The sequence below is a fragment of the Bacillus sp. MT(2024) genome, from assembly GCF_036362845.1.
Classification (GTDB): Bacteria; Bacillota; Bacilli; order Bacillales; family Bacillaceae; genus Bacillus; species Bacillus velezensis.
This window is the reverse complement of sequence record NZ_CP143632.1, coordinates 3,021,040-3,034,521: the sequence shown is the minus strand read 5'-3', so window position 1 is coordinate 3,034,521 and position 13,482 is coordinate 3,021,040. Positions and strand designations below refer to the sequence as shown.

Sequence of the window (13,482 nt, the reverse complement as noted above, 5' to 3'; positions counted from 1 at the left end):
TGGATGTGTATATTTACCCATAATTGCCGATATGAAGGGTAAACACGCAAGAGGAGATATAGCAGATGAAAAAAATTGTGCAAATCATCAAGCAGAGATCGCTTACAAGAAAACTGCTCATTTCTTTTTTGGCCATTCTCATTCTTCCTATTTCAACGCTGGCTTTTATCGCCTATCAATCGGCGGTTAGCACGCTTGACAGGCAGATGATGGGAAGCGCACTAGATAATGTGCAGCAGATTAACGATATGATCAACACAAGCATCAGCCAAAAGGAAGACGGAACGGCATATTTCAGCGACTGGCTCACAAAGGATCGGTACAAGCCGAAAAACCAATCGCAAATTACCGATAAATTCACAGAGTACATGAAGATCAATAAAGACGTGGAATCCATCTATACGAGTGACACGGAAGGACATTTCACACGGTATCCGGATCTGCAGATGCCTAAAGGATATAATCCGCTTGAAAGAGACTGGTATAAAAAGGCCGTGGAAAATAAGGGGAAAGTTGTTGTAACAGATCCTTACCGCACGGCTTCCACCAATACGATGGTCGTGACGGTCGTTCAGCAGACGAAAGACGGCTCAGGGGTCGTCGCCATCAATATGAAAATTGATGAGCTTCTGAAAACGACAAAGAAAGTGAACATCGGAAAATCAGGCTACGCTTTTATCCTGACGAAAGACAAAAAAGTGGTCGCCCACCCGAACCGTGCGTCAGGCACAGTACTAAACGGGGAGTGGGCTGAACAGCTGTTCACCAGCAAAAAAGGTGATTTTCAATACAAATACGACGGCCAGGAAAAGAAAATGGCTTATGATACGAACGGGCTGACAGGCTGGAAGATTACCGGAACGATGTATCTGGACGAAATTCATGAAGCGGCTTTGCCGATCCTTCATCTGTCCCTGCTCGTTCTCGTATTAGCGATTGTCATCGGAACCATCGTCATGGTGCTGATTATCCGTTCAATCACAAAACCGCTCAAGCAGCTTGTGACATCATCGAAACAGATCAGTGAAGGCGACTTAACAGAAACGATCGAAATTCAGTCAAAAGATGAATTAGGCGAGCTGGGCAAAAGCTTTAACAATATGGCCGCTTCACTCAGGTCTCTCATCCATGCCATTCAGGATTCCGTGAATAACGTCGCATCTTCCTCAGAGGAGCTGACGGCTTCAGCGGAGCAGACAAGCAAGGCAACGGAACATATCACACTGGCGATCGAACAATTTTCTAACGGAAATGAAAGCCAAAGTGAAAATATCGAAAGCGCGGCGGAACATATTTATCAAATGAACAGCGGGCTTAAAGATATGGCGAAAGCATCTGCCGTCATTACCGAATCCTCCGTCACATCAGCGGAAGTCGCCAATTCAGGCGGAAAGCTCGTCCACCAGACGGTCGGCCAAATGAACGTCATTGACCGGTCAGTGAAAGAAGCTGAACAAGTGGTGCGCGGACTTGAGACAAAATCAAAAGACATTACAAACATTCTCGGTGTCATTAACGGAATCGCTGATCAGACAAACCTTCTTGCGCTGAACGCGGCAATTGAAGCCGCGCGTGCGGGTGAATACGGCCGGGGCTTCTCAGTCGTCGCCGAAGAGGTCAGAAAACTTGCGGTCCAGTCTGCCGATTCAGCGAAAGAAATCGAAAGCTTAATTATAGAAATCGTCAACGAAATCAATACATCTCTCGGCATGTTCCAATCGGTCAATAAAGAGGTGGAGAGCGGACTGGATATTACGAATCAGACCGAAACGAGCTTCAAACGGATTTCTGAAATGACGAACCAGATCGCCGGAGAAATTCAAAATATGAATGCGACGGTAGAACAGCTGACAGCAGGATCACAGCAGATTTCAGGAGCTTCTGAGCAAATCGCGTCCATCGCAAAAGAAAGCTCCGCCAGCATTCAGGATATCGCGGCCTCTGCCGAAGAACAGCTGGCTTCAATGGAAGAAATCAGTTCGTCTTCGGAAACGTTATCCCAGATGGCGGAAGAATTACGTGATATGACGAAACGATTTAAAATAGATTAATAGGTCATAGAACACCCAAATGTGCTGTTTGGGTGTTTTTTTTAGTTTTTTTAATAAATCTTTTGTCCTATCTGACGATATTAGATTTAGCTTTTCAAAGAAGGAGACTGAAAAAATGAAACAACTGATACATTGGATCAAACAGCCATCCATCAGCAAGCCGCTGATCGCGGCATTTTTAGCCGTATTGGTGCTTCCGGTCGGCATACTCGCCTACTTCAGCTACCAAACGGCGGGGAGTACATTAGAAAGAGAACTGACCCACAGCGCCCAGGGAAATGTCAGTGAACTGAACAGCGTGCTGGAAAACATGCTCGAAGGCAAGCTGAAAGCGATTGACTACTACAGCGAATCAATCACAAAGGAAAAACTGAACACGAAAAATAAATCGGCACTGCTCGACAATATGAAGCAGTATGTCACCGTAAATGGCGATGTCGCGTCAATTTACGCCGCGTCTCGCGACAAAGCGTTTGTGAAATATCCGTCCGCTGACATGCCGTCCGATTATAATCCGCTCACGCGCGAGTGGTATACAAAGGCGGTTGAAAAAAGCGGGCAGCCGGTGTTTACCGAGCCTTATAAAGACGCTGCAACCGGACAGACGGTCGTTACGATTGCCCAGCAGACAAAAGACGGATCAGGCGTTGTGGCGCTTGATATTAATCTGGGCGACCTGCTGAACGCTTCCGAACGCGTCCAGATCGGTCATAAAGGATTTGCCTTCATTACAACGGGGGATAAAAAATACATCGCCCATCCGACTATAAAAGCGGGAACGGAAGGCTCCGGAGAGTGGACGAAAGAGGTATTTTCCAAATCAAGCGGATCGTTTGAATACATGTTTGAAGGACAGCAGAAGAAAATGGCCTTCACGACAAACAAACTGACGGGCTGGAAAATCGCCGGCACATTTTTTGTCAGTGAGATCCATGACGCAGCCTCGCCTGTCATGAAAATGGCGCTGATCATCCTGGCGGTTTCTCTTATCGTCGGCGGTATTTTAATCTTTTTTATCATTCGCTCGATTGCAAAACCGCTCAAAAAACTTGTCTCGACATCAGCTAAAATCAGTGACGGCGATTTAACGGAAGTCATTGACATCAAGTCAAAAAATGAATTCGGGCAGCTCAGCCAAAGCTTCAATGAGATGTCGGCATCACTCCGGTCTGTCATCGGCGTCATCCAATCATCCGTCGAACATGTCGCTTCTTCATCTGAAGAGCTGACGGCATCCGCCGGACAGACAAGCAAGGCGACAGAGCATATTACTCTGGCGATTGAACAATTCTCAAACGGAAACGAATCACAAAGCGAGAAATTGGAAGAAAGTGCCGATCATCTTTCCAAAATGAATGCCGGCATTGCCGAGACGGCGAATGTATCGGCGGAAATCACTGAATCCGCCATTCAAACCTCTGAAACGGCCGGAAGCGGAGAAGAATTAGTGGCGAAAACGGTCGGCCAGATGAAAACAATTGATCGTTCCGTACAGCAGGCGGAAGCGGTCGTAAAAGGGCTGGAAACGAAGTCGCACGACATTAAGAGCATTCTGAACGTCATTAACGGCATTGCCGATCAAACAAATCTGCTTGCCTTAAACGCGGCCATTGAAGCGGCCAGAGCAGGCGAATACGGGCGGGGCTTCTCCGTCGTTGCGGAAGAAGTGAGAAAGCTTGCCGTACAATCCGCCGGCTCCGCGAAGGAAATCGAAACGCTGATTCAGGAAATCGTCAAAGAAATCGCCACATCGCTTTCCGTATTCCAAGCGGTGAATCAAGATGTGAAGGAAGGCCTCGATATTACGGATCAAACGGCCGAAAGCTTCAAAAAAATCTCAGAAATGACGACTCAGATTTCAGGCGCCTTGCAGCAGATGAACGGAACGCTTGAGCAGCTTGCAGCCGGGTCGCAAAATGTGACAAACGCAGTGGAGGACATTACCTCAGTCGCCAAAGAAGGGTCCGCCGGCATTCAAGACATCGCCGCCTCAGCTGAAGAGCAGCTGGCCTCCATGGAAGAAATCAGTTCATCCGCCGAAACGCTTGCGCATATGGCTGAAGAACTGCAGCAGGTCACACGGAAATTTACGATTCAGTCTGAAGACGAAGAACAGCTGTAACGAGCTGTTTCTTTTCCTCATCTGAAAAAAGCGATACACTAATATAAAAGAAGGGAGTGGCAGTGATGAGATTAGAAGGCAAAAAAGTCATAGCGCTTGTCAGTGACGATTTTGAAGACTTAGAGCTTTGGTATCCCGTCTACCGGCTGAGAGAGGAAGGCGCGATCGTTCATTTAATAGGAGAAGAAGCGGGCCGTTCATACAAAGGAAAATACGGCGTGCCCGCGACGGCGGATTACGATTTTAAGAGCCTGATTATTCAGGAGTATGATGCCGTGCTCGTGCCTGGCGGCTGGGCTCCTGACAAACTGCGAAGATATCCCGAAGTTTTGGACATCATCCGTACGATGAACGAGCAGAAAAAGCCGATCGGCCAGATCTGCCATGCGGGCTGGGTGCTTATACCTGCCGGAATTCTTGCAGGAAAAAAAGTAACGAGCACGCCCGGCATCAAAGACGACATGACAAATGCAGGGGCACAGTGGCTGGATGAAGCTGTCGTAACTGACGGCCACATTGTATCAAGCCGCCGCCCGCCCGACCTTCCGCAGTATGCAAAAGCGTTTGCTGACCTGTTAGCGTCCAAATAAAAAACATCCGCCCGAATCCGGGCGGATGTTTTTAGTTTTGATCGGCGGGAAAGACGATTCCGATTTGTTTTCTCGCTTCTTCCATAATGCTCGCCGTAATGAAAGAACGTTCAAATGTATTTTCGGAAGACTCCCGCTGTCCGTTTCGAAGAAGATTGATGAATTCAGCCGTTTCGTAGTACATCGAAGGTTTCAGATCAGGGACTGAAATGTCTTCCGTCCGGCCGTCACGATAGCGGATTTCCGCCCGTTCCGGTCCGTGAATGCTGTCCAGAACGATCGTGCCGTCTTCACCCTGAATTTCCGCCGGGGCAAACGAATTTGAGATTTTCGAATGCATCAGCACCGCTTCAAATCCGTCGTATGACAGAATGACCGTGCCTTCGCCGTCAACGCCGGATGCTAGTTTATGACCGGTCGCAATGACGTTTTTCGGTTTGCCGAACAGGACGACGGCCGGATAAATGCAGTACACGCCGATGTCCATTAACGAACCGTTCGATAATTCAGGCTTAAACGCGTTAAGCACCGTACCGTTTTTATATGCATCATATCGTGATGAATATTGGCAGTAGCTTGCCGTGAATCTCCTGACGGGTCCGATTTTATGTAAGTGGTGTTGAAGCATGCTGAAGTTCGGCAGGAACGTCGTTTTCATGGCTTCCATCAAGAGAACGCCGTTCGTTTTGGCTGCGTGAATCATTTCATCCGTTTCCCTTGCGTTAGACGCAAACGGTTTTTCGCACAGTACATGCTTGCCGTGTTCCATAAAAAGGACCGCCTGCTCTTTGTGAAATGCATTCGGGCTGGCGAGATACACCGCGTCATAGGCTTTGCTTTCCGCCATTTCTTTCAGGCTGGTGAAATAATGAGCAGCGCCGTGTTTGCCGGCGAATTCCGCCGCACGTTCCTCAGTTCTGGAATAAACCGCCGTTAATTGAAAATCATCAATAGCAGAAGCCGCTTCCAGAAATCGTTCTGTAATCCAATTCGTTCCGACTGTTGCAAATCGAATCATTGCTATCGCTCCTTCTATGTATTGGCTTACATTATAGCTTTTTTTCTGGGAAACATAAATGGAAAAAAGGCTGCCAGCTAAAGGGGTAGGAAAAATTCCCATAGAGACCGGTTATTATTTTTCATTACAGGAACGATAGTGTACAATTTAAGTAAAATACATATGATGGAGGAACAATAGTGGAAACATTGCAAACATGGGGCGGCAGATTTAAACAGTTTTTCTTAGACAATAAATTTGTCTTGTTTTTGCTTGTATTGCTGCTCATCGGTCTCAATATCCTTGTCTTTATGAAGACATCATTTATTTTCACACCCATTATCGTCCTGCTCAAAACGATTGCGCTCCCCGTCATTTTGACAGGAATTGTTTATTATCTGCTTAATCCGATCGTAGATATATTGGAAAAAATAAGAGTGAAAAGAGTCTATTCCATCCTGCTCCTTTACCTCATTATTATAGGGCTGATTTCGATTACGGTCGTTTCAATTATTCCGTTTTTAAAGGAACAGATCATGAGCCTGATCGACAACCTGCCGAAATATGTGGACATCGTTGAAGATCAGACGAAAAGCCTGATCGGAAGCGATTTTGTAAATCAGGCGCAAAAGACGATGAATATCAACATTTCCGATCTTGCTAATAAAGTATCGGCGCAGGCGGCGACAATTGCAAACAGCACATTTACCGGAGTCGGGAATTTTATCGGCGCGCTGACTGAAGTGATCATTTCAATTGTGACCGTGCCGTTTATTCTGTTCTATTTGCTGAAAGACGGCAAAAAACTGCCGATCTATATCTTAAAGTTTGTGCCCACCCGTCTGAAAGAACAAACGTATACGATGCTTAGTGAAATGAACCACAGATTAAGCTCCTATATCAGAGGACAGGTCATCGTCAGCTTCTGCATCGGGTTTTTATTATTTATCGGCTATCTGATTATCGGACTTGATTATGCTTCCCTGCTTGCGGTCATTGCCGCTTGTACGAGCGTTGTTCCGTATTTAGGGCCGACCATTGCCATCACGCCGGCGATTATTATCGCGTTGGTCACTTCGCCTCTTATGCTGCTGAAACTTGCGATTGTCTGGACCGTTGTCCAGCTCGTGGAAGGTAAATTAATTTCGCCGCAGATCATGGGGAAAAATCTTCACATTCACCCGATTACCATCATCTTTGTTCTTTTAACCGCCGGAAAGCTGTTCGGGGTTGTCGGCATTATTTTAGCCATCCCGGGGTATGCGGTCATCAAAGTGGTCACGACCCATCTGTTTGATTGGTTCAAAATGCGTTCGCATTTATATGAAGAAGAAAAAAATGATGCTGTATCGAAGTCATAAAATCGGAACGGACATGATATTTATTATAAGACAGGCTTTCCTTCAGAGGAGAGCTTCTCTTTTGTAAATGATGAATGAAGGGAAGAATGGGATGACACTATGGGAGATGTTCACAGCAGCCGTTTTGGGAATCGTGGAAGGGCTGACGGAATACGCGCCGGTTTCTTCCACGGGACATATGATCATAGCGGATGACATTTGGCTGAAATCCGGAAGCCTGATGAATCCGGAAGCCGCCAATTCCTTCAAAGTGGTGATTCAGCTCGGTTCGATTCTGGCGGTGGCCATTGTGTTTAAGGATCGGATATTACATTTACTCGGCCTCAAAAAAAACGTCACGCGCGATCAGCAGAAGGGATACAGGCTGACCATCGCGCAAATCGCCGTCGGTCTTGTTCCGGCAGCGGTGCTCGGCTTTTTATTTGAGGATTTCATTGACCGCTATTTATTCTCCGTCAGAACGGTCGCTTACGGATTAATTGCCGGAGCCGTGCTTATGCTTATAGCGGACTGGATCAATAAAAGGAAAGAAACGATCGATACGGTGGACAGAATCACCTACAAACAGGCTTTCTGTGTCGGATTATTCCAGTGTCTCGCCTTATGGCCCGGATTTTCCCGCTCAGGCTCAACGATTGCCGGAGGTGTCATTGTCGGCTTGAATCACCGGGCAGCCGCAGACTTCACATTTATTATGGCCATTCCGATTATGGCGGGCGCAAGCCTTCTGAAGCTGGTGAAATACTGGGGCAGTCTTTCTTATGACATGATTCCGTTTTTTCTTGTCGGCTTTATCTGCGCCTTTGTCGTCGCCCTCTTAGTCGTCAAATTTTTTCTTCGGCTCATTAACCGGATTAAGCTTGTCCCGTTCGCCATTTACCGTGTCATCCTCGGCATCATTTTAATCATGCTCGTGCGATAAACGAAGAGGCCCCCGGAGGGTCTTCTTTTTATGTTCGAAAAACGTCTCAGGAAAATATGAGCAAACTGAATTTTCTGCTTGAAATTCATAGAAGAGTCGTCTATAATAAAACATGACGTTACAGCACGGGGCCATAGCTCAGCTGGGAGAGCGCTACGCTGGCAGCGTAGAGGTCAGGGGTTCGAGCCCCCTTGGCTCCATACCCGAATGAAACCGCGGTATATCAACGTTGACTAAACGATGACTTACCCGGTGACTAAAACAGCGTAGCGCTTCCGATTCGGACAGCGTGGCGCACCGTTTTTTCAATCGTCTTCCATACGAAATGGGAGGCGATTTTTTATGCATTCAGAAAATCGAAAAGGTAAGCGTGTGAAGGCCGGAAGGGCCTCGGTAAAGACAACGCGAAAAGGTACGTACGATCTCGAATACATATTCGATAGACTATGCGATGCCAAACGCGCTGAGAATGTCGTTCAGGAAACGATCGATAAGTACATGCGGGCGTGTCGGTATCTAACGAAGTACGCGGAGGAGATCGGAGTGTCCGCAGACATACGTCATATTGACGTTGACTTTGCGCGCGGCTTTGTATCGTGGCTGATTAACGATAAAATAAAGTTCGACGGCCACAGTTTCAAATTGGACGAACATAAGACGCAAGGGTTATCTCCGCGGTCAGTTAACGATTATATTAAGACCATACGGACGTTCTTTCGTTTCGCGATTAAAGAGGCATATGCGGACGATAACCCATTCGAAGAGGTTACGTTAATCACGAACCCGGAGAGTCCGATAAATATCCTTTCACCTGACGAAATGCGGGCGATTCTTAATGCGATGGATCAGCGATCTTTCGTCGAATTTAGAGATTACGTTGCGCTGACATGCCTGATCGACTCCATGATGCGTGTAGGCGAAGTGTTGTCAATTAAAGAGTCGAGTATTGATTTCGGCTCCAAAACGTTGATACTCGAAGGGAAAGACGTAAAGAATCGAAGGGGAAGATTTGTACCGTTAGAGGATAAAACACTTCGACTGCTGCGCGAACTTATAAGAGAAAACGAAGAATTCGATAGTGAGTATGTTTTTTTGGCGAACTACGGCGAGAAGATGACAACTAATAACTTCAGGCAGCGTCTGAATAACTACGCGGATAGGGCAGGCATCAAAAAGCGCGTGCATCCTCATTTAATCCGTCATACGGGTGCGACGATGTTTTTAGAAGATGGTGGAGACATTCGGCACTTGCAGGTGATACTCGGACATAACGATCTCCGTATGGTACAGCGTTATACCCATCTATCCAAAAAAGCGTTGGCTAAAGAGCATAGTAAGCATTCGCCGTTACTTCAGATACAAGAAAATAAAAATAAGAAACGAAAAACTCGGAGACGATGACTCGGCCATACGGCCGGGTTATTTTTTTTGTCCGTTTTTGCGCGGTATTAATTTGGCGTGCATATTATCGGTTGTAAAAAGTTTTACTTCTGATGTCGCAAAATTGACGGTAGCCTACCCGTTATAGAAGTGAGAGGTGATAACGAATGACCGACGAACATCAGCGGCTCGTATCCGTCGAATCTCAATCGGAATACAACGTCACGTCCGGCAAGGCCGAAACGCGCATCTTCGTTAAGATGTACGTTGACGCCGTCAAGAAAGGCCTTATCGCGGACATCGGGGCGGAGCGTTGGCAGACTCTTTGCGTACTGTCTTCGTTCATGAACGCTAATGGCGAATGCTACCCGACACAGGATCAGATAGCCGGCGCGCTAAATCTCAGCCGAGCTGCAGCGAACAGGCGGATCAAAGCGCTGTGCGAATATCGATGGCAAGAGCGTCCGTTAGTCGTAAAGCAGAAGGCGCGGGACCCGAAGACGCAGCGATGGGATAACGCGAGATATACGATTATGCCGATCAGTCAGCTCGCGATATTCGATGGAGATACGGAGGAGCTTACGTAGCCATGTGACGCCGAGCCATACACGGCGGACCCATACACGGCTCGACTTTACACTAACTAGAACCATCTTTTAACTAGAGCCATTAATAACTAGATAAATAATAGCGCTCAATTAAAACCTTTTCGCGCAGATACTTATTAAATAATAATTCTATCGCGGTAAGGAACATCCGCAAGAGTGAGCGAAAGCGAACGATTGCTAGGTCTTATTAGTAAACGGAAGGATGTGCGATATGTTTAATGAACTGGAATTAATGCTTATACTTGACGGCTTAGATAAGCTAGACCCGAAAGAATCCCTTACTATCGAGGGTGAATACAGCGGAACTGTATACGATCTTAAAGAAAAAGTTTGGCGACTAATTAACGAAGGAGGCGACGCCAACAATGGCGATTGAAATCCCGATCTCACCCGATTACAAACTAACGTCCGACTCGCTTAACATTATCGTAAATGAACGCTATTTCACCGACCCAACGAAAGCTCCGAACTGGCCGAAGAAGCTTGCGGAAAATCCGAACGCTGATCCGACGCCGAAGGAAAAGTGGCGCGAAGTAGCGTACCACTCAACGGTCGAACGCGCGGTACTCGACGTAATGAATCGACGGTTGCGCGACTCGGATGCGACATCGCTGGCGGAATTAGCACGATTAATACGGGAGTTTCGCGAGGGAATAGCGGCTTTACTGGCGGTCGAGGGCGATTGGTAGGGTCAGCGATAAAACGGCGGAGAGGTGGCGAAAACGTGGCTGGAAATGACGTTAATTTTCAATCGCTAAAAGAGATCGCAGCTGTGTACGGTGTTAGTCTTCGCGACGAACCTAATCCGAAGGGTTTCATTATCGCATCTAAAGACGGAACCAAGCGCGAACTGACAACGGAAGAGTTCGTAAAATCAATATTTCCGGAATGGGAGGGTAAGCGATGACCGAAGAAGTTAAACGATTACGTTGTGCTGTGGCGGATTTGATTGGCGAGAACGATCGGTTAAAGGCGAAGAATGACCGGCTTGAACTGCGGAATAAGGAACTCCGGCGCTGTGTTCCTGCGCTTAGTACAATCGCGACCGTATCGAGTATTTCTAAGGGAGATATCGTTCTTAGGGAAATCAATAGAATCGCAAAGGAGGCGCTAAAATGAAGGGAACTATCCTGGTGAATGAGTTGAGCGCGGAAAAACAAGCAGAATTTGAAAAACTGACGGATGATTACAGTTATATTCTTCAATTGCTGAACTTATTTATTCAAACTAACAACTTAGATTACGACGAAGCTTGGGATATCGCAAACCAAAGGTACGATGAAGATATGACATACGCGCCAAATGAGTGACGTTGTATCTCAACTATATCGCAAAGGAGGCGCTAAAATGAAACCGACAATCACGAAGGAGCAGGCGGAGGCTATCGAATTTTTACGAAGCCTCGACGCAGTATCAGATGAGTGGTTTTTGTTCGAATATGCCGATGTATATTTCGGTGGGGAACCGGACTCTCCGGAATTTGGTCCGATCGCAGACATGAATATTATGACGCTTGCGGCCGCATTGATCAACGGATACGAAGTCGAAGCGACGCCGGAAGACCGGGTACGCGAGTATTTCGCCGAACTTCAGGAAAAGCAACGGACTGCGCAATCCCGGGGCGTTACGTTCAGTTTGGAATGCGAAAGGGAAGGCGTTATCAATACGCTCAATCTTCTCGGAATCAAAATCGAAGGAGTGAACGCGCGATGAAACGACCGACACCGTACGAATTAAACGAAGCAATATCAGCGCTACAGCTCGGCGTACCTGAACACCTTTATCACCACGTTTGGCGCCTTATCTACGAAATCGAAGCCTTACATGAGGAGGTCGGAAGATGACAACGTATGAAACGAAGCCGGTCGCCAAGTGGAATACGCGCGATTTCCAAGCGTATCTCAAAGCGGAGCACGAGCGGCTCTACGGCGTTCCTTATGTTCCGATGCCTACTCGTGAGCCGTGGAAGGCTGAAGCGGGCATGCTCGGACGTTGGGTCGGTACGAAACGAAAGCCGGGCGCATACGGGCCGGAGATAACGAAGCGATTCATCGATATGTGCTTCGCGGATTATAAGCCGTCCATAGAATGGCCGGGCGTCAGTTTCGGATGGATGCAGACGTATATGGGGCCGAACTTGCAGCGGGCGTCTAGCGCAGTCCAAGCTGAACAGAAACGGGCCGATCGCAGTGAAGGCGTGGATGATGCGTGGTTTTGACGGAAAATAACGAGGAGGGATTGCGGTGGATATGAGAGTCGTAATTAACGCGATAAACGATTCATATTATGACGAGGATCAGAAAACGATAGCGTTCGAAGTTGAAGACGATGTGATCCGAATTGGCGAAGGTTACGATCAGGTTTCTGTGCGGAAAGAGGACTTCGCAAAAGTAGCGGCTATTTTATGCGAGTAAATTACGAGGAGGCTGACGAAGTGAAAATCGATTTGAACGCAATGGGATACGACGAGTTAATCGCTCACGGCGAAGACGTTATGCGGGCGATCAGAATGCGGGCTTATGGCGAAGGCTATCGGCAAGGGAAGTTCGACGCGGAGATGGATACTACGTACGGTCAGGCTCCGGTTGTAAGCGCCCAAGCCCGCCGGGATGAAATCGTTGAGCAGGCGAAGGCGGACGCTGAGGAATTGGTCATGGACAACACGTCAGAATGGTGCGGGATTGATTTCATTGTTAATCGTAATAAACGTACCGTTGTTGCGTTAATTAAAGGCGAGTACACCAGTGAGGTCTTTGCGAGAGGAATCGCTAAAGCCGCCCCTGACGACTGCTTCAACGTTCATATCGGTAAAGCAGTCGCGCTAAGACGTGCGCTAGGCTTGGCGGTGCCTGACGAATACTTGAACGCTCCGCAGCCGACTGAGGTTCGTGTGGGCGACGTTGTTTACTACAGTCGTAAATACCCGCGTTTAACTGTATCTGAAGAGGTGGACCATCGGACAGCCTTCGTACCCATTCAATCAGTAAGACCGTTTTTAGGGAACGGCATAACAACTATCATCGACGACTCACGCGAAGAGGTGATCGGTGAATGACCAAGGCAAAAGCAAGTGTCGGAGATTTGATTAAATTGACTATTTACGGAGGCGAAAATTATCCGGAAGGAAGTGTTCTCCGCGTTCATAAAATTATCGATATGTCTCGGATTAGAGAAAAAATCGAGAACGGCGAGTATGATCGTGAATATGTAGAAATCAACTTTCCGGAAGGAACAGTTGAAGATAAAACTACAGCTTTTCCAACTTGGGTTCGCATGGGCGTAAATGTTAACGATGAGTGCTTCGGAACGATGTTTTTCCTTGAGAACGAAGATTACGAGGTCTTAACCGAAGAGGAGAAAGATGCGTATTTAGAAAACGAGAAAAAACAAAAGGATGAGTGCGAATGACTTTAAAATATACGATGAGTGAGGCGGAGATCGTCGAAGCTAT

The 13,482-nt window shown here is 47.2% G+C and carries 19 protein-coding genes and 1 tRNA gene; 19 read left to right on the top strand and 1 reads right to left on the bottom strand.

Annotated elements, in window-relative coordinates; translation table 11 throughout:
- The first annotated feature begins 65 nt into the window (after positions 1-65).
- From tlpB (VP472_RS15110) to VP472_RS15100, 3 genes are all read left to right on the top strand, one after another.
- Complete coding sequence (tlpB, locus tag VP472_RS15110; RefSeq protein ID WP_094247551.1) at positions 66-2,051, top strand: methyl-accepting chemotaxis protein; 1,986 nt, start codon at positions 66-68, stop codon at positions 2,049-2,051.
- Between the two features lie 19 nt (positions 2,052-2,070).
- Positions 2,071-4,173, top strand: a complete 2,103-nt coding sequence (tlpB, locus tag VP472_RS15105; RefSeq protein WP_442879405.1) for a methyl-accepting chemotaxis protein — start codon at positions 2,071-2,073, stop codon at positions 4,171-4,173.
- Positions 4,174-4,238: 65 nt separating this feature from the next.
- Positions 4,239-4,763, top strand: coding sequence for a type 1 glutamine amidotransferase domain-containing protein (locus VP472_RS15100; RefSeq protein ID WP_146277408.1), 525 nt, complete (start codon positions 4,239-4,241; stop codon positions 4,761-4,763).
- 31 nt (positions 4,764-4,794) lie between these two features.
- On the opposite strand, the gene VP472_RS15095 is transcribed toward VP472_RS15100, so the two are convergent.
- On the bottom strand, positions 4,795-5,781 hold the full coding sequence (locus tag VP472_RS15095; RefSeq protein WP_063637073.1) for a Gfo/Idh/MocA family protein: 987 nt from the start codon (positions 5,779-5,781) through the stop codon (positions 4,795-4,797).
- Positions 5,782-5,960: 179 nt separating this feature from the next.
- Between VP472_RS15095 and VP472_RS15090 the strand changes: the two genes are divergently transcribed.
- The 16 genes from VP472_RS15090 to VP472_RS15015 all read left to right on the top strand — a co-directional run bounded on the left by VP472_RS15090 (position 5,961) and on the right by VP472_RS15015 (position 13,439).
- Positions 5,961-7,121, top strand: a complete 1,161-nt coding sequence (locus tag VP472_RS15090; protein ID WP_014305691.1) for an AI-2E family transporter — start codon at positions 5,961-5,963, stop codon at positions 7,119-7,121.
- A 91-nt stretch (positions 7,122-7,212) separates the two neighbouring features.
- Positions 7,213-8,043, top strand: coding sequence for an undecaprenyl-diphosphate phosphatase (locus VP472_RS15085; protein WP_044801954.1), 831 nt, complete (start codon positions 7,213-7,215; stop codon positions 8,041-8,043).
- Between the two features lie 127 nt (positions 8,044-8,170).
- Positions 8,171-8,243, top strand: a tRNA-Ala gene (locus VP472_RS15080).
- A 142-nt stretch (positions 8,244-8,385) separates the two neighbouring features.
- Positions 8,386-9,444, top strand: a complete 1,059-nt coding sequence (locus VP472_RS15075) for a tyrosine-type recombinase/integrase (protein WP_153986738.1) — start codon at positions 8,386-8,388, stop codon at positions 9,442-9,444.
- Between the two features lie 146 nt (positions 9,445-9,590).
- Positions 9,591-10,010 carry a helix-turn-helix domain-containing protein gene (locus tag VP472_RS15070; RefSeq protein ID WP_025851674.1) on the top strand — a complete coding sequence of 140 codons (420 nt, stop codon included), beginning with the start codon at positions 9,591-9,593 and terminating at the stop codon, positions 10,008-10,010.
- A 232-nt stretch (positions 10,011-10,242) separates the two neighbouring features.
- Complete coding sequence (locus VP472_RS15065; RefSeq protein ID WP_153986737.1) at positions 10,243-10,407, top strand: hypothetical protein; 165 nt, start codon at positions 10,243-10,245, stop codon at positions 10,405-10,407.
- Positions 10,397-10,720, top strand: a complete 324-nt coding sequence (locus VP472_RS15060) for a hypothetical protein (protein WP_029974761.1) — start codon at positions 10,397-10,399, stop codon at positions 10,718-10,720. The genes VP472_RS15065 and VP472_RS15060 overlap by 11 nt, the downstream gene beginning before the upstream one ends.
- A 35-nt stretch (positions 10,721-10,755) precedes the next feature.
- Positions 10,756-10,938 carry a hypothetical protein gene (locus tag VP472_RS15055; RefSeq protein WP_099320001.1) on the top strand — a complete coding sequence of 61 codons (183 nt, stop codon included), beginning with the start codon at positions 10,756-10,758 and terminating at the stop codon, positions 10,936-10,938.
- Positions 10,935-11,150 (top strand): hypothetical protein, encoded by a 216-nt coding sequence (locus VP472_RS15050; protein WP_153986736.1) that lies wholly within the window; start codon positions 10,935-10,937, stop codon positions 11,148-11,150. Before VP472_RS15055 ends, VP472_RS15050 begins: the two co-directional genes overlap by 4 nt.
- Positions 11,147-11,341: a hypothetical protein gene (locus VP472_RS15045; RefSeq protein WP_025851666.1), complete on the top strand. Its 195-nt coding sequence runs from the start codon at positions 11,147-11,149 to the stop codon at positions 11,339-11,341. Before VP472_RS15050 ends, VP472_RS15045 begins: the two co-directional genes overlap by 4 nt.
- A gap of 37 nt (positions 11,342-11,378) precedes the next feature.
- Positions 11,379-11,744 (top strand): hypothetical protein, encoded by a 366-nt coding sequence (locus VP472_RS15040; RefSeq protein WP_153986735.1) that lies wholly within the window; start codon positions 11,379-11,381, stop codon positions 11,742-11,744.
- Positions 11,741-11,875, top strand: a complete 135-nt coding sequence (locus VP472_RS15035) for a hypothetical protein (RefSeq protein ID WP_264372513.1) — start codon at positions 11,741-11,743, stop codon at positions 11,873-11,875. The genes VP472_RS15040 and VP472_RS15035 overlap by 4 nt, the downstream gene beginning before the upstream one ends.
- Positions 11,872-12,249 (top strand): hypothetical protein, encoded by a 378-nt coding sequence (locus VP472_RS15030; protein WP_153986734.1) that lies wholly within the window; start codon positions 11,872-11,874, stop codon positions 12,247-12,249. The genes VP472_RS15035 and VP472_RS15030 overlap by 4 nt, the downstream gene beginning before the upstream one ends.
- Positions 12,250-12,274: 25 nt before the next feature.
- Positions 12,275-12,445, top strand: coding sequence for a hypothetical protein (locus VP472_RS15025; protein ID WP_153986733.1), 171 nt, complete (start codon positions 12,275-12,277; stop codon positions 12,443-12,445).
- Positions 12,446-12,465: 20 nt separating this feature from the next.
- A complete protein-coding gene (locus VP472_RS15020) occupies positions 12,466-13,086 on the top strand; it encodes a hypothetical protein (RefSeq protein WP_153986732.1) in 621 nt (206 codons plus the stop codon).
- Positions 13,083-13,439: a hypothetical protein gene (locus VP472_RS15015; protein ID WP_094247744.1), complete on the top strand. Its 357-nt coding sequence runs from the start codon at positions 13,083-13,085 to the stop codon at positions 13,437-13,439. The genes VP472_RS15020 and VP472_RS15015 overlap by 4 nt, the downstream gene beginning before the upstream one ends.
- The last annotated feature ends 43 nt before the right edge of the window (positions 13,440-13,482 follow it).

Bases quoted from the DNA above. Each gene is read 5' to 3' on its own strand.
- VP472_RS15015 (WP_094247744.1), top strand. From the start codon at position 13,083: ATGACCAAGGCAAAAGCAAGTGTCGGAGATTTGATTAAATTGACTATT.
- tlpB (WP_094247551.1), top strand. From the start codon at position 66: ATGAAAAAAATTGTGCAAATCATCAAGCAGAGATCGCTTACAAGAAAA.
- VP472_RS15060 (WP_029974761.1), top strand. From the start codon at position 10,397: ATGGCGATTGAAATCCCGATCTCACCCGATTACAAACTAACGTCCGAC.
- VP472_RS15095 (WP_063637073.1), bottom strand. From the start codon at position 5,781: ATGATTCGATTTGCAACAGTCGGAACGAATTGGATTACAGAACGATTT.
- VP472_RS15040 (WP_153986735.1), top strand. From the start codon at position 11,379: ATGAAACCGACAATCACGAAGGAGCAGGCGGAGGCTATCGAATTTTTA.
- tlpB (WP_442879405.1), top strand. From the start codon at position 2,071: ATGTGCTGTTTGGGTGTTTTTTTTAGTTTTTTTAATAAATCTTTTGTC.
- VP472_RS15070 (WP_025851674.1), top strand. From the start codon at position 9,591: ATGACCGACGAACATCAGCGGCTCGTATCCGTCGAATCTCAATCGGAA.
- VP472_RS15050 (WP_153986736.1), top strand. From the start codon at position 10,935: ATGACCGAAGAAGTTAAACGATTACGTTGTGCTGTGGCGGATTTGATT.
- VP472_RS15065 (WP_153986737.1), top strand. From the start codon at position 10,243: ATGTTTAATGAACTGGAATTAATGCTTATACTTGACGGCTTAGATAAG.
- VP472_RS15075 (WP_153986738.1), top strand. From the start codon at position 8,386: ATGCATTCAGAAAATCGAAAAGGTAAGCGTGTGAAGGCCGGAAGGGCC.
- VP472_RS15045 (WP_025851666.1), top strand. From the start codon at position 11,147: ATGAAGGGAACTATCCTGGTGAATGAGTTGAGCGCGGAAAAACAAGCA.
- VP472_RS15035 (WP_264372513.1), top strand. From the start codon at position 11,741: ATGAAACGACCGACACCGTACGAATTAAACGAAGCAATATCAGCGCTA.
- VP472_RS15100 (WP_146277408.1), top strand. From the start codon at position 4,239: ATGAGATTAGAAGGCAAAAAAGTCATAGCGCTTGTCAGTGACGATTTT.
- VP472_RS15030 (WP_153986734.1), top strand. From the start codon at position 11,872: ATGACAACGTATGAAACGAAGCCGGTCGCCAAGTGGAATACGCGCGAT.
- VP472_RS15085 (WP_044801954.1), top strand. From the start codon at position 7,213: ATGACACTATGGGAGATGTTCACAGCAGCCGTTTTGGGAATCGTGGAA.